Below are 19171 nucleotides of genomic sequence, written 5' to 3' on the forward strand. Positions count from 1 at the left end.
GGCTTTTACTCGGGGTCGCCGTGCCCTTCGACGATGGACGACGGCGACGTCTGTGTGCTGTTGCCGACCCTGGATGAGGCCGAAACCATCGGCGACGTGGTCCGGGGGTTTCGCGAGCAGGGGCTCTCGAACGTCCTCGTGGTCGATGGCGACTCGAGCGACGGGACCCGGGAGATCGCCGCCGAGGCCGGCGCGCGCGTCATCACGCAATCAGGTACGGGTAAAGGACAGGCGGTTCGGGAGGCCCTCTCGCACATCGAGACCCCCTACGTGCTGATGGCCGACGGCGACGGCACCTACTCGCCGGAGGACGCGGGCGCGATGCTCGAACCGCTCCGCTCCGGCGATTACGAACACGTCATCGGGGACCGGTTCGCCGATATGGCCGACGGCGCGATGGGGCGGCTGAACCGTGCGGGCAACGGCCTGATCAACCGCGCCTTCGCCTACATCCACGGGCGGGACCTGGGCGACATCCTGAGCGGCTATCGGGCATTTACCCGCGAATCGGCCGAGCGCATGGCCCTCGCGGAGGACGGGTTCGGCATCGAGACCGAACTCGCAGTCGAGTGTATGCGCCGGAACGTCCCGACCGCGGTGGTGCCGATCCGCTACGAGCCGCGCCCCGACGCCTCGGACACCAACCTTCGGCCGTTTCGCGACGGGAGCGTCATCGTGCTGACTCTGTATCGGCTGGCGCGCACCCATAACCCGCTGTTCTACTTCGGCAGCGTCGGGTTCGCCTCGATGCTCGTCGGCGTGACGGTCGCCTGCTGGGTCGCCTACGAGTGGTTCGTCCGGTCGATCCCCCACGAGGTGCTCGCGCTGTTTGCCGCCTCCTCGTTCCTCTTCGGGATGCAACTGATCATGTTCGGCCTGCTCTCGGACCTGATCGTCACGCTGCATCGCGAACAGATGCGCCGGCTCGACCGGGAGCGATAACGGCTTTGGGCCTCGGCCGTAAGCCCGAGAACGTGACCGAGTATACCACCGTCTCGATCCCGAAGGACCTCGCCGAGCGCGTCGAGGAGACCATCGAGGGCACGAGCTTCCAGTCCACCAGCGATCTCGTGCGATTTCTCCTCAGGAGTATCGTCATCCAACACCAGAAGCGAGGCGAACTCACCGAGGCGGAGTTCGAGGAGATCGCGGATCAACTCAGGGATCTGGGCTACCTCAAGTGATCTACAGCGTCTCCATCGGCGGCTCGGCCTCGATCAGATCGAGCGGTTGGCGGTCGCCCCGCCTGCCGAAAACCGCGAGTTCGTCGAACCCCCACGGCGGTACCGCGACGAACATCGTCGCGTGGAGGTCGTCGGTGAGTTCGACCTTCAACTCGCCCTGTGGGTGCGAGACGAACCGTCCGTGCGTCCGACCGGCCGGGGTGGAAAAATCCATCCCGAAGACCGCGCTCACCGACCCGCCCGCGTCGGGGTGATAGAAGTGCGTGAAGACCGGCGTTTCGGGGGGACAGTCGAGGGCGACCTCGAACTCGCCTGCGGGCGTCGTTCCGAGGCCGGCGCTGAAGGGCTCGGGTTCGGCCTCCTCGGCGAATTCGAGCAGGGCCGTCGCCAATCCGCGCGTGATGTGGGCCACTCGCGTTCCCTACTCGCTCCACAAACATAACTATTCTGCCAGTTACAGTGGGAGGAACGTCTTCAGACTCTTCGCGTAGAGCCGCGGCGAGTTGCGCCGCGAGCCCGCGAGTGCCTCCCGAAGCGCCGCCGGTGCCTCGTCCGTGATCGGCTCGCCGTGGCCGACGAGGATCCGCTCGGGGACGAAGCCGCGAAGCGCCGTCGGCGGGAACAGCCGCCGGGCGGGATGGACCCCGAGGCGCTCGCCCGGCGCACGGAAGAACTCGGCGGTACCGACGCTCTCGGCGACCACCAGAGTACCGGTCTCGTCGTTGTACAGCCCCGCCTCCGTCCAGACGGGCGTGTCGAGAACGGTGAAGACGCGATAATCGGTCCCGGGAAGCGTCTTCGAGAACGTCTCGACGGGCGCGTCGATCTTCCGTCGGGCGTCGGCAAGCGCCTCCGGGAGGTACACCGATACCCCGTGGCGGTTCGCGACCTCGGCGGCGTCGCGCGTGTGGCGATCGAGTAGCAGAACGACGCCCGCGAGGTCGCCCGCCTCGGCGATCCAGTCGTCCAGATCGGGTGCGTCGACCGGGTCGACCAGCCAGACGTCCCCGTCGGAGACGAGCGCGTGGCTCGCCCGTTGCATCTCCTCGTCGGGATAGGCGATCCAGGCGAACCCGCCGTCGAACTTGAGGACCTTGTGTGCGTCGCGCGCCTCGCCGCCCTGTTTCATCGGCATGGGCGAGGGTAGGTCTCCCAACCGGATAAAACCCGCCTCAGAAGGGGTACTCGCGTTCCTCGCGCTGGATCGAGATCCACTTGGTCGTCGTCAGTTCGTCCTTGATCGCGTCGCCGTTGTACCGGCCGATCCCCGAGGCCCCGACCCCGCCGAAGGGGATGTGGGGCTCGTCGTTGACCGGCTGGTCGTTGATGTGGATCATTCCCGTCTCCATCCGGTCTGCGACCCGCTCTGCGCGCTCGCGGTCGCCCGAGTGTACCGAGCCCGAGAGGCCGTACTCGGTGGCATTGGCCAGTTCGATCGCCTCTTCGTCGTCCGAGAACGGGATCACCGGTGCGATGGGACCGAAGTGCTCGTTGCATGCGGCGGCCATGTCGTTTTCGACCCCCGAAAGCACCGTCGGCTCCAGCACCAGCTCATCGACCTCGCCGCCGGCTTCGAGGGTCGCACCCTGCTCGATAGTTTCCTCGATGTACTCGATCATCTGGTCGCGCTGGCTCTCGTTGATGATCGGCCCGACGATCGTCTCTTCGTCTTTCGGGTCGCCCGTCGGGAGCGACTCCGCCTTGTCTGCGAGCACCGCGACGTAGTCGTCGTATAGCGACTCGTGGACTAGGTGGCGGTTGATCGAGATACAGACCTGGCCCTGGTGGACGAAGCTGCCGAAGGCACCGGCGTCGACCGCTTGGTCGAGGTCTGCGTCCGAAAGGACGATGTGGGCGTTGTTGCCACCGAGTTCCATCGCGGGTTCCGAGAGGGCTTCTGCGGCCCGGCTCGCGACCCCGCGCCCGACCGGCGTCGAGCCGGTAAAGGCGATGACGCGGGGGATCTCGTGGCCCGCGACGCGGTCGCCGATCTCCGAACCCCGGCCGGGGACGACGTTGAGAAGCCCCTCAGGTAAGCCGGCCTCCTCGAAGATCCGCGCGATCGCCAGCCCGCCCGTGATCGGGGTGTCCGAGGCCGGCTTCAAGACCACTGCGTTGCCGAGCGCCAGCGCCGGCGCGACCGCGCGCGCATCGAGAGGTGGAACGGGAAGTTCCACGGCGAGATCACGCCCACGACGCCGACGGGCTCGCGCTTGACGATGTTCTCCTTGCCTGGGGTGACTGAGCGGTCGTGCTGGCCCGGCGAATCGAGTGGGAAGCTCGCTGCGAGCTCCATCATCCCCGTCGCCGTGTCGAGTTCGACCTCGGCCTTTAAACGGGTGCCCCCAGCCTCGCGGGCCAACAGCTCGACCAGTTCCTCGTGGCGCTCCTCGATGACTTCAAGCGCGTTCTGGATCACCGCGGCACGCTCCTGTGGCGGGGCTTCCTCCCATTCGGTCTGGGCCTCCGCCGCGACCTCATAGGCCTCGTCGACGGTTTCCTCGCTTGCCGCCGAAACCGAGACGAGTTCCTCGCGCTCGTAGGGGTCCTCGACAGCGAGGCGGTCCTCGCGCGTCTCCCACTCCCCGTCGAGGTAGAGCAATTCCCACCCGTCGCCGCCCAGTCGCGGTAGTTCGCGCATAGGAGGAAGCAGGGCCGCGAGGTTCAAGAGTTCCCGGCCGCTCCCTCGGGATTGCCGCCTCACGACTTATGATGGTCCGTGAGAATTCCCGTCCATGCTCGACTCCCTACGGTGGCTTGCCCTCGAGGTCACGTATCTCGACCGGGCCCGCGAGTTCTACACGACGCGTCTCGACCTGCCCGTCGAACGGGAGAACGACACCGAGGTCGTCCTCCGGGCGGGCGAGACGGAGGTGATACTGCGCCGCCCGAAACGCGTTCCGCGTGGCGGTCTCCACACCCACTACGCCTTCTCCGCGCCGGCCGAAGAGTACGACGAGTGGTGGGAACGCTTGGAGGATCTCGATCCCGACGAACACACCTTCGGATCCGCGCGCTCGCTGTACGTCGACGATCCCGATGGCCACTGCGTCGAGATCGGGGAGGTGGGTGACGAAAGCGAGGGCGAGGGGATCACCGGGATCTTCGAGGTGGTCCTGGAGGTGGCAGATCTCGGTCGCGCCGAGGACTTCTACACCGATCTCGGCTTCGAGGTCACGGATCGAGGGAGCGAGCGCCGTCGGATCCGGCTGGCGGGCCCGATGGATCTGGAACTCTGGGAGCCCCAACTGGGACTGGCGGACGCCCGCGGCGGCGTCCACGTCGATCTGGGCTTCGGAAGCGACGATCCACAACCGCTCGTCGATCGGGTCAGAGACCGCGCCTGCGCGGTCGAGTCGCTCGACGGTGGGGTTCGCGCTCTCGACCCCGATGGCCACTATCTGACGTTCGAGTAGCTACGTTTCGAAACGGCTATGCCGGGCCCCTCGCGAGAGCCGATGTGGACGACGACTCCCTCCAGTTTCTCACGCTCTACACCACGCGATTCGCCGAGGGCTTTGGCTTCATCACGCTGATCACGCTGCTGCCGTACTACATCAACACGCTCGATCCCTCCGGGACGACCGTCCTCGGCGTGACCGTCGGCGCCGGGTTCGTCATCGGGATGTACACCTCCGGTTTCACGCTCGCCCAGACCGTCGCCGTGATACCGATCGCGTGGGCCGGCGACCGGTTCGACAAACGGCTGGTCCTGCTGGTCTCGCTCGGGATCGGAATCGTCGCCTACGCCCTGTTCCCGCTGGTCGATTCGAGCGCCTCGTTCGTCCTGGCACGCGGGCTTCAGGGGGTCGCCGTGACCGGCGCGGCGTTGATGAGCCTCTCGCTGGTCGGGCAGATCGCCGACGCCGGCACCCGGGCGAACTACATCGGGAAGGCAAACGCCGCGAGTTTCGCCGCCTCGATCCTCGGAAGCCTCTCGGCGGGCGCGCTCTACGAGGCGTTCGGTTTCACCCCCGTCTTCGCCGTCATCGTCGTCCTCACCACGGCGGCGTGGACCGGCGGGTTTCGCTACCTGAACCCCGACGAGACCCGCATTCCGGGCTTTCCTTTCACCGACCTCGCACTCAATCGGCGGATCCTCACCGTGACCTCCTTCCGGGTGCAGTACGCCTTCGCCGTGACACTCGTCCGAACCTGGGTACCGATCTACGCCGGCGTGGCTGCCGCCCAGGGTGGGCTTGCCTACGGTGCGCTCGCGGTCAGCCTCACCGTCGTCGCCGAGAAGTTCACCAATATGCTCTGTCAGCCCTTCACCGGCCGGCTCTCGGACTCGTATGGCCGGGCCGCGTTCGTCTTCGTCGGCGGCGGTCTGTACGGGATAATCGCCCTCGTGGTGCCCTTCTCGCCCGCGATCGGAGCGGCCGCCGGGTTGCCCGCGAGCTACCCGGTCTTCGGTGCGCTCTCGCCGGCGTTCGTCCCGCTGATCGTGCTCTCGGGGCTGCTGGGGGGTCGTCGACAGCCTCCGCGAGCCCGCGAGCATGGCGCTCTTCGCCGACGAGGGCACTGCGGACGGTGGCGTGGCCTCCAGTTTCGGGATCCGCGAGCTCGTCTGGCGGCCCGGTAGCGTGATCGCACCGCTTCTCGGTGGGTGGCTGATGACGGCCGTGAGTATGGCCTCGGTGTTCTACGTCGGCGGCACGTTCGCCATCACGGGCGTGCTGACCTTCCTCGTCATTCTCGTACGCGATCACGGGACGAGCGCGCTCGCCGAGTGGTAGGGATCGGGATCGACGGCAGGCGACCTTGTCACGCCCCCGATCCGCCCGCGATCGTGGATGAGCGTGTCGGTCCGGAGTCCGGGTCGTGAGTCGGATCCTCCCGGGCGCCTCAGAGACGGTCGGTATCGACGGTCACGTCCACGGGAGTGACGATCAAAAAGTCCCGGAAGTGAACGAGTTCGCCGCCCGATTCGCTGATCTGGCGGGCGAACCCGCTTGCGAGTTCGTTCAGGTCGCCGTCGACCGCCAGCACGAGCACCTCGCCGCGCTCGGACGCGTCGATCCACTCCTCGGGAGGGGTGGTCCCGTCGAGCACGCCGAGCGTGATCTTCGCGTCCTCCTCGCCCTCCTCGTCGTCGATGTGCTCCTCGACGGATCTGAGGTCGAGATTGAAGTCAGCCATACGCGGGGGTGGTCCCGGTCCGCAAAAAACCTAGCGTCGTCGCCGGCTCGTACGGACGGTCGTCGTCTCTCGTCGTCGATCGCCCGTGCGGTCGAGATGTCCGCGGTCGGATGCGAGCGACCGTCTCAGTCCTTGTACTCTCGGCGGAAGCCGCGGAACTCCGCGCGGTGGGCTTCCTCGTCGCTCAGCAGTTCGACCGCCAGATCCTCGGTGACGGGGTCGTTTGCCTCCTCGGCGGCGTCTATCAGCGAGCGGTACGTCGAGATGGCGTCGTCCTCGGCCGCGATGACGCCGTCGATCACGCTGAGGATGTCCGTGCTGTCCTCGGGGGGCTGGAGTCCCTCCTGGGCCGCCTCGAAGTCGAAGGAGGCCGGCGGGCGGGCGTCGAGCTGTTTCAGTCGCTGGCCCAACATCCGGGCGTGGTTCAGCTCCTCGTCGACGTCGAGATCCAGACTCTCCTTGATCCCCTCGGCGTGGACCCCATCGAGGACGATGGAGTTCGTCAAGTAGTTCATCACCGTCTCGAGTTCGTCGTTGTACGCCTCCTGCAGGAGGTCGATGACCTGATCGCTCGTCATACGGTTCCCCTTCGAGTGCCAGCCTCTTCAGTGTGTCCGGTGGCTCGGATCCCATCGGAACGATGAGGGGATACCGAACGGTCGGTTTCGGAGCGCGCGCCACCGATGGGATTATACATTTCATTAAAATATACTCGTAATTTATTCTATCGTCGGCAGTGTATCGGTATCGACTGCGATACCGTTTCCAGACGACTAATGAGATTAAGGTCATTATATGTCGCCTCCCTCTTGCGGTTTTCCGACAGATGACCGTGTAGCGAACTGGAGGGTCAGCCAGGGGTGACCGTCACAACGGAGGGTTTATATAGTGGGGAGGTGCTGGAACCGAGTACCATGTCTAATAACAACATGGACGCCTCCGACACCAGTCGGGGGGGTCGAGTTCTTCCAGGGCACGTTAGCTTCCAGTGACGAGATCGAGACGGTACGGATTTTCGATACCACACTACGTGACGGAGAGCAGACGCCGCGGACGTCGTTCAGCTACGACGACAAGCGCGAGATAGCAGCGGTGCTGGACGAGATGGGGACTCACGTCATCGAGGCCGGGTTCCCCGTCAACTCGGAGGCGGAGTTCGAGGCGGTCAGCGACATCGCCGCCTCGACCACCTCGACGGTCTGCGGGCTGGCCCGCGTCGTCGAGAAGGACGTCGAGAGCGCCATCGACTCGGGCGTGGGGATGATCCACGTCTTCGTCTCGACGAGCGACGTCCAGATCGAGGACTCGATGCACGCCACCCGTGAGGACGTAAAGCGGCGGGCGGTCGAGTCCATCGAGCGAGTAAACGACGCGGGCGTCGAGGTGATGTTCTCGCCAATGGACGCCACGCGCACGGACAGCGAGTTCCTGATCGAGATCCTCGAGGCCGTCGACGAAGTCGGCGTCGACTGGGTCAACATCCCCGACACCTGCGGGGTCGCGACCCCCAGTCGGATGAGCGCGCTAGTGAAGCTCGTCCGCGAGCACACCGACGCACGGGTCGACGTCCACGCCCACGACGACTTCGGGATGGCGAGTGCGAACGCCATCGCCGGCTTCGAAGCCGGCGCCGAGCAGGCTCAGGTCAGCGTCAACGGGATCGGCGAGCGCGCGGGCAACGCCGCCTACGAGGAGGTCGTGATGGCCGCGGAATCCATCTACGGGGTGGATACCGGCATCGACACGACCCGGATCACCGAGCTGTCGCGCCTGATCGAGGACAAAAGCGACGTCCCGGTGCCGGCGAACAAGCCGATCGTCGGGGCCAACGCCTTCAGCCACGAGAGCGGGATCCACGCCGCGGGCGTGATCGAGAACTCCGATACATTTGAACCGGGGATCATGACCCCCGAGATGGTCGGCGCGAAGCGCGAACTCGTCTTGGGCAAACACACTGGGACCCACTCGGTGCGGGAGTTCCTGACCGAGGCGGGCTTCGACCCGACCGAAAGCGAGGTCAGGGAGATCACCCGCCGAGTCAAGGACTACGGCGCGGAGAAGAACCGCGTCACACGCTCCGACGTCGAGCGGTTCGCCCGCGAGATCGACGTCGCGCGCCACGAGGAGGTCAGAGCGTAAGATGCCCCCTCGGACGCCCGCCGTCCAGCGACGCCGCGGCAACGATTGTTCGACTCGCAAGGGTTATTATCCCCGGCTGCCGACCCGTGAGGTAGATGCAGACGACCACCGCTTTCGAGGGAGCCCCCTCCGACAGCGACGCGGTCGTGGCGCGCGGACTCATTATTGTAGGGGTCTAGCCCCTACACCACCCACCTTTCCTGATCCGTTCGAATCGCTTTCGAGACCCACAGCACGCGCGCTCCCAATGTACCATCCACGACCCACCCGCTGTCGACCGTCGTATCGCCCGCAAACCACAGCCGAACCGGCAGGAACATGAGCGAGCAACCACCCGCCACGATCGAGGGAACGGAGGACGAACCGCTTGATGGGGACGACCCGATCCCGACGCCGGTTTCGACCGGTGCAGGGTCGGTGATCCGCGCGCTCGAAGTCGCGGGCGTCGAGACCTGTTTCGGGGTTCAGGGCGGGGCGATCATGCCCGTCTACGACGCGCTGTACGACTCCGAGATCCGCCACGTCACGATGGCCCACGAGCAGGGCGCGGCCCACGCCGCCGACGCCTTCGGGATCGTCGCCGGCGAGCCCGGCGTCTGTCTGGCGACCTCGGGACCCGGCGCGACGAACCTCGTGACCGGGATCGCCGACGCCTCGATGGACTCGGACCCGGTGGTCGCGCTCACCGGGCAGGTGCCGACGGCGTTCGTCGGCAACGACGCCTTTCAGGAGACCGATACGACCGGTCTAACCGCGCCCATCACGAAGACGAACTACTTCGCGACCGATTCGGACTCGGTGGGAGATACCGTTGGCGAGGCGTTTGCGGTCTCGGGATCGGGGCGACCCGGTCCCACGGTCGTCGACCTGCCGAAGGACGTGACGAACGGCCCCACTGAAAAGGAACCGGGCGAACCCCGAACGCCGAGCACGTACGACCCGCAGACCGAGGCCGACGACGAGGCCGTCGAGCGGGCGGCCCGGACCATAGAACGTGCCGAAAAGCCCGTCATCTTGGCGGGCGGCGGCGTGATCAAGGGCGAGGCCAGCGCGGAACTGCGAAAGTTCGCCACCGAGTACGGAATCCCCGTCGTGACGACGATGCCGGCCCTCGGAGCCTTTCCCGAGGACCACGAACTCGCGATGGAGATGGCCGGGATGCACGGCACCGGCTACGCCAACATGGCGATTACCCACTGTGACGTGATGCTCGCGGTCGGCTGTCGGTTCGACGACCGTCTGACCGGTGGCGTCGAGACGTTCGCACCCGACGCACAGATCCTCCACGTCGACATCGATCCCGCCGAAATCTCGAAGAACGTCGAGGCCGACGTCCCGTTGATCGGCGACGCCGGGACGGTGCTCGAACAGTTGGCCGCGGAGATGGCACGCGCGCCCGACGTTCCCGAGTGGCGTGAACAGTGTCAGACGTGGAAAGACGAGTACCCGATGGACTACGCCGCGCCCGAGGACCGGCCGCTGCGCCCGGAGTTCGTCGTCGAGGCCCTCGACGAAGCCACGCCCGAGGACGCGATCGTCACCACGGGCGTCGGTCAACACCAGATGTGGGCGTGTCAGTACTGGACCTATCGCCACCCCCGGACGTGGGTCTCTTCTCACGGGTTGGGGACGATGGGCTACGGGCTGCCCGCCGCGATCGGCGCGAAGGTGGCCGAACCCGACAGGCAGGTCGTCTGCTTCGAGGGCGATGGCTCCTTTTTGATGACGTGTCAGGAACTGGCCGTCGCGGTGCGGGAGAACCTCGACATCACCGTCGCGGTGCTCAACAACGCCGCGGTCGGGATGGTCCGCCAGTGGCAGGACGCCTTCTTCGAGGGTCGGCACTCCGCGTCGCAGTACCCGTGGGTGCCCGCGTTCGACAAGCTCGCCGAGGCGTTCGGCGCGCAGGGCTTTGCGGTCCACGAATACGATGAGGTCGCAGAAACCATCGAGGCGGCCGTCGCCTACGACGGGCCATCCGTGATCGACTTCCACATCGACCCCGGCGCGAACGTCTACCCGATGGTTCCCAGCGGCGGGGACAACGGGCAGTTCGCCCTCTCGGAGGACCAGCTATGAGCGAGCAAGGACCACAACAGGTCAATGGGCTACAGGGGCCCGCACCCGAGGAACGCCCCCGACCGACGGGACGGCGAAACAGTCAGGGGATACGGATCGATCCCGAGGTCGAGGCCGAACCCGAGCCCCGTCGGACGGTCATCTCGGCGCTGGTCGAGAACGAACCCGGCGTGCTCGCCAAAGCGTCGGGGCTCGTCTCCCGGCGCCAGTTCAACATCGAGAGTCTCACGGTGGGAACGACCACGAATCCGGAGACCTCCCGTATCACGCTCGTCATCGAGGAGCCCGAGCCGGGGATCCGGCAGGTCGAAAAGCAACTGGAGAAACTGATCCCCGTGATCTCGGTTCAGGAGCTGAGCGCGGACGCGATCCGGCGCGAACTCGTGGTGCTGAAGGTCCACGGCGACGAGCCCGATAAGGTCCAGGCGGTCACGGAGATGTACGACGGGACCGTGCTGGACGCCGGTCCGCGAACGATCTCGATCGAGATCACCGGCGACGAGGGGAAGATCGACGACGCGATCGACGCCTTCCAGCAGTTCGGTATCCGCGAACTCGCCCGAACGGGCCAGACCGCGATGGCTCGGGGCGACGTCTGGACGACCGACATCGAGGAGGAACGGTACGAACGAATGCACGAAGATTGGCGGAAACACGACCAACAATGACAGACGACGCATCCATCTACTACGACGAGGACGCACAGCGCAGCCAGATCGAGGACAAGACCGTCGCCGTACTCGGCTACGGCAGTCAGGGCCACGCCCACGCACAGAACCTCGCCGACAGCGGAATCGACGTCCGGGTCGGGCTGAAGGAGGGGTCGTCCTCCCGCGAGGCCGCCCGCGAGGACGGACTGGAGGTCGGAACCCCCAAAGAAGTCGCGGCGGGCGCGGACATCGTGAGCGTGCTGGTGCCCGATACGATCCAGCCCGCCGTCTACGAGCAGATCGAGGAGGAACTCGAACCGGGCAATACCCTGCAGTTCGCCCACGGCTTCAACATCCACTACAACCAGATCAAGCCCCCCGAGGACGTCGACGTGACGATGATTGCGCCCAAGACGCCCGGCCACCTCCTCCGGAGGAACTACGAGAACGACGAGGGCACACCGGCGCTGCTCGCGGTCTATCAGGACGCGACCGGCGAGGCCAAAGAGGAGGCGCTCGCGTACGGCCAGGCGATCGGCTGTACCCGCGCGGGGGTCGTCGAGACCACCTTCAGGGAGGAAACCGAGACGGACCTCTTCGGCGAGCAGGCGGTGCTCTGTGGCGGGATCGCGAGCCTGATCAAGCAGGGCTACGAGACGCTGGTCGACGCGGGCTACAGCCCGCAGATGGCCTACTTCGAGTGTCTCAACGAGATGAAGCTGATCGTCGACCTGATGTACGAGGACGGGCTCGGCGGAATGTGGGACTCGGTCTCCGATACTGCCGAGTACGGCGGCCTGACGCAGGGTGACGTGGTTATCGACGACCACGCCCGCGAGAACATGGAGCAGGTACTCGAAGCCGTTCAGGACGGCACCTTCGCCCGCGAATGGATCGCGGAAAACCAGGCCGGCCGGCCGAGCTACACCCAGCTTCGACAGGCCGAGAAGGACCACGAGATCGAGGCGGTCGGCGCGGAACTGCGGGCGCTGTTCGCGTGGGCCGAAGAGGAAACCGAGGACGAACAGGAGAAAGTGACCGCGGATGACTGACGACACCACTAACGCACAGCGGATGAAGGACATCGACCACACCCACCCCTACGATGACACGAGCGCGGGCGCGCTGTTCGCGCGCGGGCCGGTCGTGGTCGCTGATGGAGGGAGACGGGACGCCGAAACCAAAGACCGAATGAAGGACGTCGACCACACCCCGCCCCACGACGACGAGGGCGCCAAACGCGTCTTCGAGCGCGGCGAGGAGTACGACGAGGACGTGGAACTGGTAGTAGAGGAATGAGCGAAGGAACCCTCTACGATAAGGTCTGGGACAGACACGCGGTGACCGAACTGCCCACGGGCCAGACCCAGCTGTTCGTGGGGCTCCACCTCATCCACGAGGTGACTAGCCCACAGGCCTTTGGCATGCTCAAAGAGCGCGACCTCGAAGTCGCGTATCCCGAGCGCACCCACGCGACCGTAGATCACATCGTTCCCACCGCCGACCAGTCGCGGCCCTACGGCGACGACTCCGCAGAGGAAATGATGCGCGAACTCGAGGAGAACGTCCGCGAGGCGGGCATCGAGTTCGATAGTCCGGATACCGGCGATCAGGGGATCGTCCACGTCATCGGCCCCGAGCAGGGGATCACCCAGCCGGGAATGACGATCGTCTGTGGCGATTCACACACCAGTACGCACGGCGCGTTCGGCGCGCTCGCGTTCGGGATCGGCACCAGCCAGATCCGCGACGTGCTCGCGACCGGCACCGTCGCGATGGAGAAACAGAAAGTCAGGAAGATCCAGGTCACGGGCGAACTCGGGCCCGGCGTCACCGCCAAGGACATCGTCCTGACGATCATCCGCCGACTGGGGACCGAGGGCGGCGTCGGTTACGTCTACGAGTACGCCGGCGAGGCCATCGAGAGCCTCGGGATGGAAGGTCGTATGTCGATCTGTAACATGTCGATCGAGGGCGGCGCTCGCGCGGGCTACGTCAACCCCGACGAGACCACCTACGAGTGGCTCGCTGAGACGGACGCCTTCGAGGACGACCCCGAGCGCTTCGATCGGCTCAAACCGTACTGGGAGTTGGTTCGGAGCGACGAGGACGCCGAATACGACGACGTCGTCACCATTGACGGCAGCGAGATCGAACCCACCGTCACGTGGGGAACCACACCCGGGCAAGGGATCGGGATTTCCGAGCCGATCCCGAAGCCGGAGGAGCTTCCGGCGGACAAACAGGATACCGCCCGGCGCGCACAGGAACACATGCGCGTCTCGCCCGGCGAGACGATGGCGGGGTACGGGATCGACGTGGCCTTCCTGGGATCGTGTACGAACGCCCGACTGCCCGACCTCCGGGCGGCCGCGGAGATCGTACGGGGTCGGGAGGTCGACCCCGACGTGCGCGGGCTCGTCGTGCCCGGCAGCCAGCGCGTCCAGCAGGCGGCCGAGGAGGAGGGCCTCGCTGACGTCTTCCGCGAGGCCGGCTTCGAGTGGCGAAACGCCGGCTGTTCGATGTGTCTCGGGATGAACGAAGACCAGTTAGAAGGCGATCAGGCCTCCGCCTCCTCGTCGAACCGCAACTTCGTCGGCCGTCAGGGATCGAAGGACGGCCGGACGGTACTGATGAGCCCCGAGATGGTCGCGGCCGCCGCGATCACCGGAGAAGTGACTGACGTGCGAGAACTGGAGGAGGTGGTCTCGGCATGAGCGACGACGCACCGGTCGAGACGATCGAGTCCGTCTCGGGGACCGGCATCCCGGTCCGCGGCAACGACATCGACACCGACCAGATCATCCCCGCCCGGTTCATGAAGGTCGTCACCTTCGACGGCCTCGGTGAGTTCGCCTTCTTCGACCAGCGGTTCACCGGCGAGGACGAACCCAAGGACCACCCGTTCAACGAGGAGCGCTTCCAAGAGGCGAACGTGCTGGTCGTCAACGCCAACTTCGGCTGTGGCTCCTCGCGCGAACACGCCCCACAGGCGCTCCAGCGCTGGGGAATCGACGCCATCGTCGGGGAGTCGTTCGCGGAAATATTTGCGGGCAATTGCCTCGCGCTCGGGATCCCGACCGTGACCGCGAGCACCGAGGAGATTGGCGCGCTGCAGGCGTACGTCGAGGAGAACCCCGACGCCGAGATCGAGATCGACGTCGAGCGCGAACTCGTCACCTACGGGTCGGGCGACGAGGAGAAGGCCGTCAACGCCGACGTCGCATCCGCCCAGCACAAGGCGCTGGTCGAGGGAGTCTGGGACACCACGGCGCTCATGAAGGCAAACGAGACCGCCGTGCGCGAGACCGCGAACTCCCTGCCGTATATGGAAAGCGATGACTGAGGAGATCGCCGTCATCCCCGGCGACGGGATCGGCCAAGAGGTGACGCCCGCCGCGATCGAAGTGCTGGAAACAGTAGGAAAATTCGAGTTCGTCGAGGCCGAGGCGGGCGACCGCGTCAAAGACGAGACCGGCGAGGCCCTTCCCGAGGAGACCTACGAGTTGGCCGCGAGCGCGGACGCGACGCTGTTCGGGGCCGCGGGCGAGACGGCCGCGGACGTGATCCTTCCGCTGCGGGAGGCCGTCGGCTCCTTTGTCAACGTCCGGCCCGCCCGCGCCTATCCCGGCGTCGATGCGCTGCGTCCCGAAACCGACCTCGTCTTCCTTCGGGAGAACACCGAGGGCGTCTACTCGGGCCACGAGAACAGGTTGAGCGAGGACCTCTCGACGCTGACCCGCGTGGTGACGAGTTCGGCCTCCGAACGCCTCGCGGAGTTCGCCTGCGAGTACGTTTCCGACGGTGAGTACGACGGTTTTACCGTCGCCCACAAGGCCAACGTGATGCGCGAGACCGACGGACGGTTCCGCGAGGACGTGCTGCGGGTCGCCGACGAGCGTGGCGTCCACGCCGACGAGGAGTTGATGGACGCCTTTGCGACCCACGTCTGTCTCGACCCCGAACAGTTCGAGGTGATCGTCTGTCCGAACCTCGCGGGCGACGTGCTGTCCGATCTCGCGGCGGGGCTGGTCGGCGGGCTCGGCCTGCTGCCCAGCGCGAACATCGGCGAGGATAACGCGCTGTTCGAGCCGGTCCACGGCACCGCCCCGGACATCGCGGGCGAGGGGGTCGCCAACCCGACCGCGGCGATCCTTTCTGCGGCGATGCTGCTCGACCATCTAGGCTATGCCGAGGAGAGCGCTCGTGTCGATGAGGCGATAACGAGCGTGCTCGAGGAGGGGCCGCGCACCGCCGATCTGGGCGGCGAGGCGAGCACCGAGGACGTCACGAGCGCGGTCGTCGAACGGCTGTAATCACAGCCGTTTCCCACCGAGATCGTCGGCGGCGACCATCGCGTCGCGGACGTCGTCCGCGGTCACGTCGAAGGCGTTGTGGATCGTCTCTCCGTCCGCGAGCGCCGCCTCCGCGACGCGATCGAGGTCGGCCGTCGAGGGGTCCTCGACGCCGAGTTCCGCGAGCGTCACGGGAAGCCCGAGTTCGACCGAGAAGTCGATCACGTCCTCGATGAAGGCATCGTCACGCCCTTCGAGCACCAACTGAGAGACGATCCCGAAGTTCACCTTCTCGCCGTGGGTCGCGTGGTGGGTCGCCTCGAGTTGGGTGAGGCCGTTGTGGACCGAGTGGGCCGCCGCGATGCCGCCGTTTTCGAACCCGAGCCCACTGAGAAGGGTGTTCGCCTCGGTGACGGCCTCGACGCTTTCGGTGACGATCCCCGCCTCGACCGCCTCGACCGCCGACGCGCCGTGCTCGCGCAGCAGTTCGTAACAGAGCTTCGAGAGGCGGTGGGCGGCACGGGTCGGGCCCTCGCCGAAGAAGTTGTCCCCGCTCGCTCTGTGGACGGCGTCAGCCTCGAACCACGTCGCCATCGCGTCGGCGATCCCCGACCGGAAGAAGCGTGCGGGCGCACCGGCGATCACCGCCGTATCGGCGAGCACGAGGTCCGGGTGGTCGTCGTAGAACCAGTAGCGTTCGAACTCCCCGTCCTCGCTGTAGATCACCGACAGGCTCGACGTCGGCGCGTCGGTCGAGGCGATCGTCGGCATCGAGACCATCGCCCCGCCCGCGTTCTCCCGGACGGCCTTCGCGGTGTCGAGCGCCTTCCCGCCGCCGGCGCCGATGACCGCCTCAGTACCGAGATCCTCGGCGAGCTCCGTGATCCGGTCGATCTCGACCTGGGAACTCTCGCGGCCGAACTCCTCGATGGTCGTATCGACCCCGTGTCCTTCGAGGTTCGATTCGGCATCGGCTCCGACGATTTCGAGGACGTCGCTGTCGCCGATCAACAGCGCCGAGTCCGCAAGCGGCGCCACTCGTTCGCCGAGCTGGTCAATCGCGTGCCGTCCCTGCACGTACTCCGCCGGCGATTCGAACGTCCGTATCATAGTCGTCGTAGTATCGCGTTCGATCCAGTTATAGCTATACTGTGACCGCCGACGCTGAAAAACCGTCTCACGTACTGCGTCGGAAGACGAACGCGAGGTACCACGAGCGCGGCTATCGAACGTCCCTATGGGTAGTAACCCATCTCGGACCGGCTCCGATTACCCGTCGAGCGGCTCGATCAGGTCGATCCGCTCGGTTTTGCCGTCCTTCCCGTTTTTCCCGCCCGTCTCGCCTCGCGTTCGGTCGAACTCGGCCTCGCGGTCGGGGAGCGGGCGGACCCGCCCGTCGAATTTCTCTAAGGCCTCCCGAACGCGCATGATCCCCCAGAGACCGCCCTCGAGGTAGTACTTGGTCTTTCGCTCCTGGTAGACGTAGTCACCGGTCCCGTTGGCGCCGCCCTCGAGCACGAACTCGCGGGCCGCGCCCGTCGAGAGGTCGGCCTGCATGCCGACCAGTCGCGCCTCGGGGACGTTGTTGCGCCGCCAGTAGTGGCCCGCACAGTGGAACGAGATCCCGTTGGCCCGATCCGCGGGCTGGCTCACGCGCAGGGTCACCGGGTCATCGGTGTAGGTCTCCAACACCGGCGTGTTCGGATCGCCGTGGACCTCCGAGCTGTAGACCTTGTACTGGCGCTCGTCGTTCGCAAAGCGCCGGGCGAACGGCTCCGAGCGGTAGTTGATCCCCTGGAAACCCTGATTCTCCTGCTCGCCGATCCGGTTACAGGGTTCGTCCCCGTCACCATCGGCCTCTTCCTCGAGTCCGACTCGCGGGATCGGACAGCTCCCGTCGTCGTTGACGATGTACATCCCTTCGGTGAATAGCAGGGCGAATTCCCGGTAGTCCTCGCCGTCGTGGCCCGTGATCATCGCCCGCGTGCCGTTCCGGACGGGCTCGCCCGTCTCGGGGTCGAGCCACTCCGATCCTTCGGGTTCGACGATCAGGTTGCCAAACGCGCCGTGGTGGCGGTTGCTGCGCACGTCCGCGAAATCCGAGAGAATCCCCGTGCCGAGCGATCGGGCCAGAGGGCCGTTGTCGTTCTCGGCGCCGTTGACCGGGGCTGGGTCCGCGAACCAGCGGTAGGTCTTCGTCTCGCCGGGCGCGACCGTCGAGTCGAAGTTGAACCCGACGGCCATGCCGGCCGAGCCCTGGTCGTCGAACAGCAGGTTCTGGGGCGACAGCGAGATGCGCTTCGAGCGGTCCCAGTCGGCGTCCGGCTGGATGTCGAACGTCGGGTGGGCGTGGTCGTCGTGGAGGTCGCCAAGCGCGTTGGTGAGGTTGATCTCGATGCAGTCGCCGACGTTCGCCCGGATCACGAGCGGCTCGGGGTTCATCTCGCCGTTTCGCACCGCCTCGGCGTCGTCCTCGAGGACGTAGACCTTCCCCTCGGGGTCGTGATCGCCGGCGTCATTATAAACGACCTCGGTCGGCAGCGCGACGATCGTGTACTCGCGGGTCTTGCCGATCACCTCGGGGTCGATCCCCTCCGGATCACATGGATCCTGATACGGTGCCCCCGAGACGATCTCGCCCTGACGAGTGAGTGCGGCTTCCTCCCCGGGCTCGTCCGCTTCACGACCGTTCCTTTCCGATCCCGGCGTCCGGGGGCGGACGAACGCGGTGACGGACCGGGCTCCCGCCACAGCGTCCGCTCCGGAGTCGGCGTCGTCGTAGCGAGCAGTCAGGGCGGCGAGATCAGGGTGGAACGGTCACTGGGAGGAGTCCAGTTCGTCCATCGCGTCCCCGCCGTTGGTCTCGATCCGAAACCGCAGGTCCTTGCCGCTGAGTGCGATCCGGAACCGTTCAAGCGAGGCATCGTCGAGAAGCAGGTCGTCCGAGAGCGTTCCGGAGCTGTTCGACCGGATCCGGGCTTCGAATCCGGTGGGACCGATCCGGAGCGTGATCTCGCGGCCCGTCGTCTCGAACCGTCGTTGCTGCTGGTTTCCCTCGGCCAGCGTCATCGATTCCTCGATGAGTCCGAGATCGATGAGTTCGTTGACCCGCCGGTAGATCGTCGTTCGAGACACCTCACAGGCGTCGAGGAGGTCGTCGATGGTGATCGGTTCCGTGGCCGCTTCCGTGAGGATCGTGCGCGCCGATCGGTTGCCGAGCGTATCGAGTAACGCCGAGCAATCCGTCGAGATCACGGCGTAGGTCTGCTGTTCGTCAGGTTCGTGTGTGCTGTCGTTCCCAATCATTGTCGTATTCGGTCCATCGGTCTGTCGAGCGTGGCTGTACTCCGCCGTTCGGGGCCGACTCGCCGAACGGCGTCCCGGTTCCGCTCCGTTCGTCGACGGAGGACCCGAGAGGTACCTTTTCAGGCGGCGTGGCACGGCGACACCCGACTATGACCCGCCTGCCGGGAAGTAATGCGGCGACTACTGCACCCTCCCGACGGGACGGTCGTGGCCCGCTCGCCGTAACCCGCCGTTTCACCCTTCCCTTGTGACTGGTTGGATAAATAACTATTCCGTCCCGGCGGGCGGGATCGTCCCCCGGTAAACCACTCGTTTATCGGCTACCTCTCCGATATCGGAGACGACGGATCGAGAATCCCGTCTATAACAATGGTCG

19 protein-coding genes and 2 pseudogenes are annotated in these 19171 nt (G+C 66.1%); 12 read left to right on the top strand and 9 right to left on the bottom strand.

Annotation, left to right across the window (positions count from 1 at the left end; all coding sequences use genetic code 11):
• The first annotated feature begins 33 nt into the window (after positions 1–33).
• Both aglJ and HAPAU_RS10670 read left to right on the top strand, forming a co-directional pair.
• Positions 34–942: an S-layer glycoprotein N-glycosyltransferase AglJ gene (gene aglJ, locus HAPAU_RS10665; RefSeq protein ID WP_066382449.1), complete on the top strand. Its 909-nt coding sequence runs from the start codon at positions 34–36 to the stop codon at positions 940–942.
• A 32-nt stretch (positions 943–974) separates the two neighbouring features.
• Positions 975–1184 (top strand): ribbon-helix-helix domain-containing protein, encoded by a 210-nt coding sequence (locus HAPAU_RS10670; protein ID WP_066383217.1) that lies wholly within the window; start codon positions 975–977, stop codon positions 1182–1184.
• 1 nt (position 1185) lies between these two features.
• Here the strand turns inward: HAPAU_RS10670 and HAPAU_RS10675 are convergent, their stop codons facing one another.
• The 3 genes and pseudogenes from HAPAU_RS10675 to HAPAU_RS10685 all read right to left on the bottom strand — a co-directional run bounded on the left by HAPAU_RS10675 (position 1186) and on the right by HAPAU_RS10685 (position 3825).
• Entirely contained in the window at positions 1186–1596 is a 411-nt protein-coding gene (locus tag HAPAU_RS10675) for a hypothetical protein (protein WP_066382450.1), read from the bottom strand.
• 42 nt (positions 1597–1638) lie between these two features.
• Positions 1639–2319 carry a hypothetical protein gene (locus HAPAU_RS10680; protein ID WP_066382451.1) on the bottom strand — a complete coding sequence of 227 codons (681 nt, stop codon included), beginning with the start codon at positions 2317–2319 and terminating at the stop codon, positions 1639–1641.
• Positions 2320–2356: 37 nt separating this feature from the next.
• Positions 2357–3825: pseudogene (locus HAPAU_RS10685) on the bottom strand (aldehyde dehydrogenase family protein).
• Between the two features lie 94 nt (positions 3826–3919).
• Between HAPAU_RS10685 and HAPAU_RS10690 the strand changes: the two are divergent.
• Together HAPAU_RS10690 and HAPAU_RS10695 are read left to right on the top strand one after the other, a co-directional pair.
• On the top strand, positions 3920–4600 hold the full coding sequence (locus tag HAPAU_RS10690; protein ID WP_066382452.1) for a VOC family protein: 681 nt from the start codon (positions 3920–3922) through the stop codon (positions 4598–4600).
• A gap of 44 nt (positions 4601–4644) precedes the next feature.
• Positions 4645–5923, top strand: a pseudogene (locus HAPAU_RS10695) (MFS transporter).
• A gap of 109 nt (positions 5924–6032) precedes the next feature.
• Here the strand turns inward: HAPAU_RS10695 and HAPAU_RS10700 are convergent.
• Positions 6033–6326: a DUF5779 family protein gene (locus HAPAU_RS10700; RefSeq protein ID WP_066382453.1), complete on the bottom strand. Its 294-nt coding sequence runs from the start codon at positions 6324–6326 to the stop codon at positions 6033–6035.
• Between the two features lie 125 nt (positions 6327–6451).
• Entirely contained in the window at positions 6452–6904 is a 453-nt protein-coding gene (locus HAPAU_RS10705; protein ID WP_066382454.1) for a ferritin-like domain-containing protein, read from the bottom strand.
• 343 nt (positions 6905–7247) lie between these two features.
• Between HAPAU_RS10705 and HAPAU_RS10710 the strand changes: the two genes are divergently transcribed.
• Complete coding sequence (locus tag HAPAU_RS10710) at positions 7248–8465, top strand: LeuA family protein (protein WP_245634096.1); 1218 nt, start codon at positions 7248–7250, stop codon at positions 8463–8465.
• Positions 8466–8647: 182 nt separating this feature from the next.
• Here HAPAU_RS10710 and HAPAU_RS20935 read toward each other — a convergent pair whose 3' ends face one another.
• Positions 8648–8785: a hypothetical protein gene (locus HAPAU_RS20935; protein WP_157078451.1), complete on the bottom strand. Its 138-nt coding sequence runs from the start codon at positions 8783–8785 to the stop codon at positions 8648–8650.
• On the opposite strand from HAPAU_RS20935, the gene ilvB reads away from it, so the two are divergent.
• From ilvB to HAPAU_RS10745, 7 genes are read left to right on the top strand one after another with little or no spacing between them, the layout of a single operon-like run.
• Positions 8784–10544 (top strand): biosynthetic-type acetolactate synthase large subunit, encoded by a 1761-nt coding sequence (gene ilvB / locus HAPAU_RS10715; protein WP_066382456.1) that lies wholly within the window; start codon positions 8784–8786, stop codon positions 10542–10544. The two genes, HAPAU_RS20935 and ilvB, sit on opposite strands and share 2 nt — an antisense overlap.
• The gene (gene ilvN, locus HAPAU_RS10720) at positions 10541–11212 is read left to right on the top strand and encodes an acetolactate synthase small subunit (RefSeq protein WP_066382457.1); all 672 of its coding nucleotides are present in this window, start codon (positions 10541–10543) and stop codon (positions 11210–11212) included. The genes ilvB and ilvN overlap by 4 nt, the downstream gene beginning before the upstream one ends.
• On the top strand, positions 11209–12246 hold the full coding sequence (ilvC, locus tag HAPAU_RS10725; RefSeq protein WP_066382459.1) for a ketol-acid reductoisomerase: 1038 nt from the start codon (positions 11209–11211) through the stop codon (positions 12244–12246). Before ilvN ends, ilvC begins: the two co-directional genes overlap by 4 nt.
• Positions 12239–12493 carry a hypothetical protein gene (locus HAPAU_RS10730; protein WP_066382461.1) on the top strand — a complete coding sequence of 85 codons (255 nt, stop codon included), beginning with the start codon at positions 12239–12241 and terminating at the stop codon, positions 12491–12493. Before ilvC ends, HAPAU_RS10730 begins: the two co-directional genes overlap by 8 nt.
• On the top strand, positions 12490–13911 hold the full coding sequence (leuC, locus tag HAPAU_RS10735; RefSeq protein ID WP_066382463.1) for a 3-isopropylmalate dehydratase large subunit: 1422 nt from the start codon (positions 12490–12492) through the stop codon (positions 13909–13911). Before HAPAU_RS10730 ends, leuC begins: the two co-directional genes overlap by 4 nt.
• On the top strand, positions 13908–14540 hold the full coding sequence (gene leuD / locus HAPAU_RS10740; protein WP_066382465.1) for a 3-isopropylmalate dehydratase small subunit: 633 nt from the start codon (positions 13908–13910) through the stop codon (positions 14538–14540). Before leuC ends, leuD begins: the two co-directional genes overlap by 4 nt.
• Positions 14533–15510, top strand: a complete 978-nt coding sequence (locus HAPAU_RS10745) for an isocitrate/isopropylmalate dehydrogenase family protein (protein WP_066382467.1) — start codon at positions 14533–14535, stop codon at positions 15508–15510. The genes leuD and HAPAU_RS10745 overlap by 8 nt, the downstream gene beginning before the upstream one ends.
• On the opposite strand, the gene HAPAU_RS10750 is transcribed toward HAPAU_RS10745, so the two are convergent.
• From HAPAU_RS10750 to HAPAU_RS10760, 3 genes are all read right to left on the bottom strand, one after another.
• The gene (locus tag HAPAU_RS10750; protein ID WP_066382468.1) at positions 15511–16599 is read right to left on the bottom strand and encodes a glycerol dehydrogenase; all 1089 of its coding nucleotides are present in this window, start codon (positions 16597–16599) and stop codon (positions 15511–15513) included.
• A 159-nt stretch (positions 16600–16758) separates the two neighbouring features.
• Positions 16759–18240: a hypothetical protein gene (locus HAPAU_RS22265; RefSeq protein WP_245634077.1), complete on the bottom strand. Its 1482-nt coding sequence runs from the start codon at positions 18238–18240 to the stop codon at positions 16759–16761.
• Between the two features lie 66 nt (positions 18241–18306).
• Positions 18307–18795, bottom strand: a complete 489-nt coding sequence (locus HAPAU_RS10760; protein WP_066382470.1) for an HTH domain-containing protein — start codon at positions 18793–18795, stop codon at positions 18307–18309.
• Positions 18796–19171: the final 376 nt, after the last annotated feature.

Source organism: Halalkalicoccus paucihalophilus (assembly GCF_001593955.1).
GTDB classification, from domain to species: Archaea; Halobacteriota; Halobacteria; order Halobacteriales; family Halalkalicoccaceae; genus Halalkalicoccus; species Halalkalicoccus paucihalophilus.

What these genes read in the sequence shown, in the direction of transcription:
- HAPAU_RS10680 (WP_066382451.1), bottom strand. Translation starts at nt 2,319, where the DNA reads ATGCCGATGAAACAGGGCGGCGAGGCGCGCGACGCACACAAGGTCCTC.
- HAPAU_RS10745 (WP_066382467.1), top strand. Translation starts at nt 14,533, where the DNA reads ATGACTGAGGAGATCGCCGTCATCCCCGGCGACGGGATCGGCCAAGAG.
- ilvC (WP_066382459.1), top strand. Translation starts at nt 11,209, where the DNA reads ATGACAGACGACGCATCCATCTACTACGACGAGGACGCACAGCGCAGC.
- HAPAU_RS10730 (WP_066382461.1), top strand. Translation starts at nt 12,239, where the DNA reads ATGACTGACGACACCACTAACGCACAGCGGATGAAGGACATCGACCAC.
- HAPAU_RS10750 (WP_066382468.1), bottom strand. Translation starts at nt 16,599, where the DNA reads ATGATACGGACGTTCGAATCGCCGGCGGAGTACGTGCAGGGACGGCAC.
- HAPAU_RS10700 (WP_066382453.1), bottom strand. Translation starts at nt 6,326, where the DNA reads ATGGCTGACTTCAATCTCGACCTCAGATCCGTCGAGGAGCACATCGAC.
- HAPAU_RS10705 (WP_066382454.1), bottom strand. Translation starts at nt 6,904, where the DNA reads ATGACGAGCGATCAGGTCATCGACCTCCTGCAGGAGGCGTACAACGAC.
- leuD (WP_066382465.1), top strand. Translation starts at nt 13,908, where the DNA reads ATGAGCGACGACGCACCGGTCGAGACGATCGAGTCCGTCTCGGGGACC.
- aglJ (WP_066382449.1), top strand. Translation starts at nt 34, where the DNA reads ATGGACGACGGCGACGTCTGTGTGCTGTTGCCGACCCTGGATGAGGCC.
- HAPAU_RS20935 (WP_157078451.1), bottom strand. Translation starts at nt 8,785, where the DNA reads ATGTTCCTGCCGGTTCGGCTGTGGTTTGCGGGCGATACGACGGTCGAC.
- HAPAU_RS10690 (WP_066382452.1), top strand. Translation starts at nt 3,920, where the DNA reads ATGCTCGACTCCCTACGGTGGCTTGCCCTCGAGGTCACGTATCTCGAC.
- ilvB (WP_066382456.1), top strand. Translation starts at nt 8,784, where the DNA reads ATGAGCGAGCAACCACCCGCCACGATCGAGGGAACGGAGGACGAACCG.
- HAPAU_RS10760 (WP_066382470.1), bottom strand. Translation starts at nt 18,795, where the DNA reads ATGATTGGGAACGACAGCACACACGAACCTGACGAACAGCAGACCTAC.
- leuC (WP_066382463.1), top strand. Translation starts at nt 12,490, where the DNA reads ATGAGCGAAGGAACCCTCTACGATAAGGTCTGGGACAGACACGCGGTG.
- ilvN (WP_066382457.1), top strand. Translation starts at nt 10,541, where the DNA reads ATGAGCGAGCAAGGACCACAACAGGTCAATGGGCTACAGGGGCCCGCA.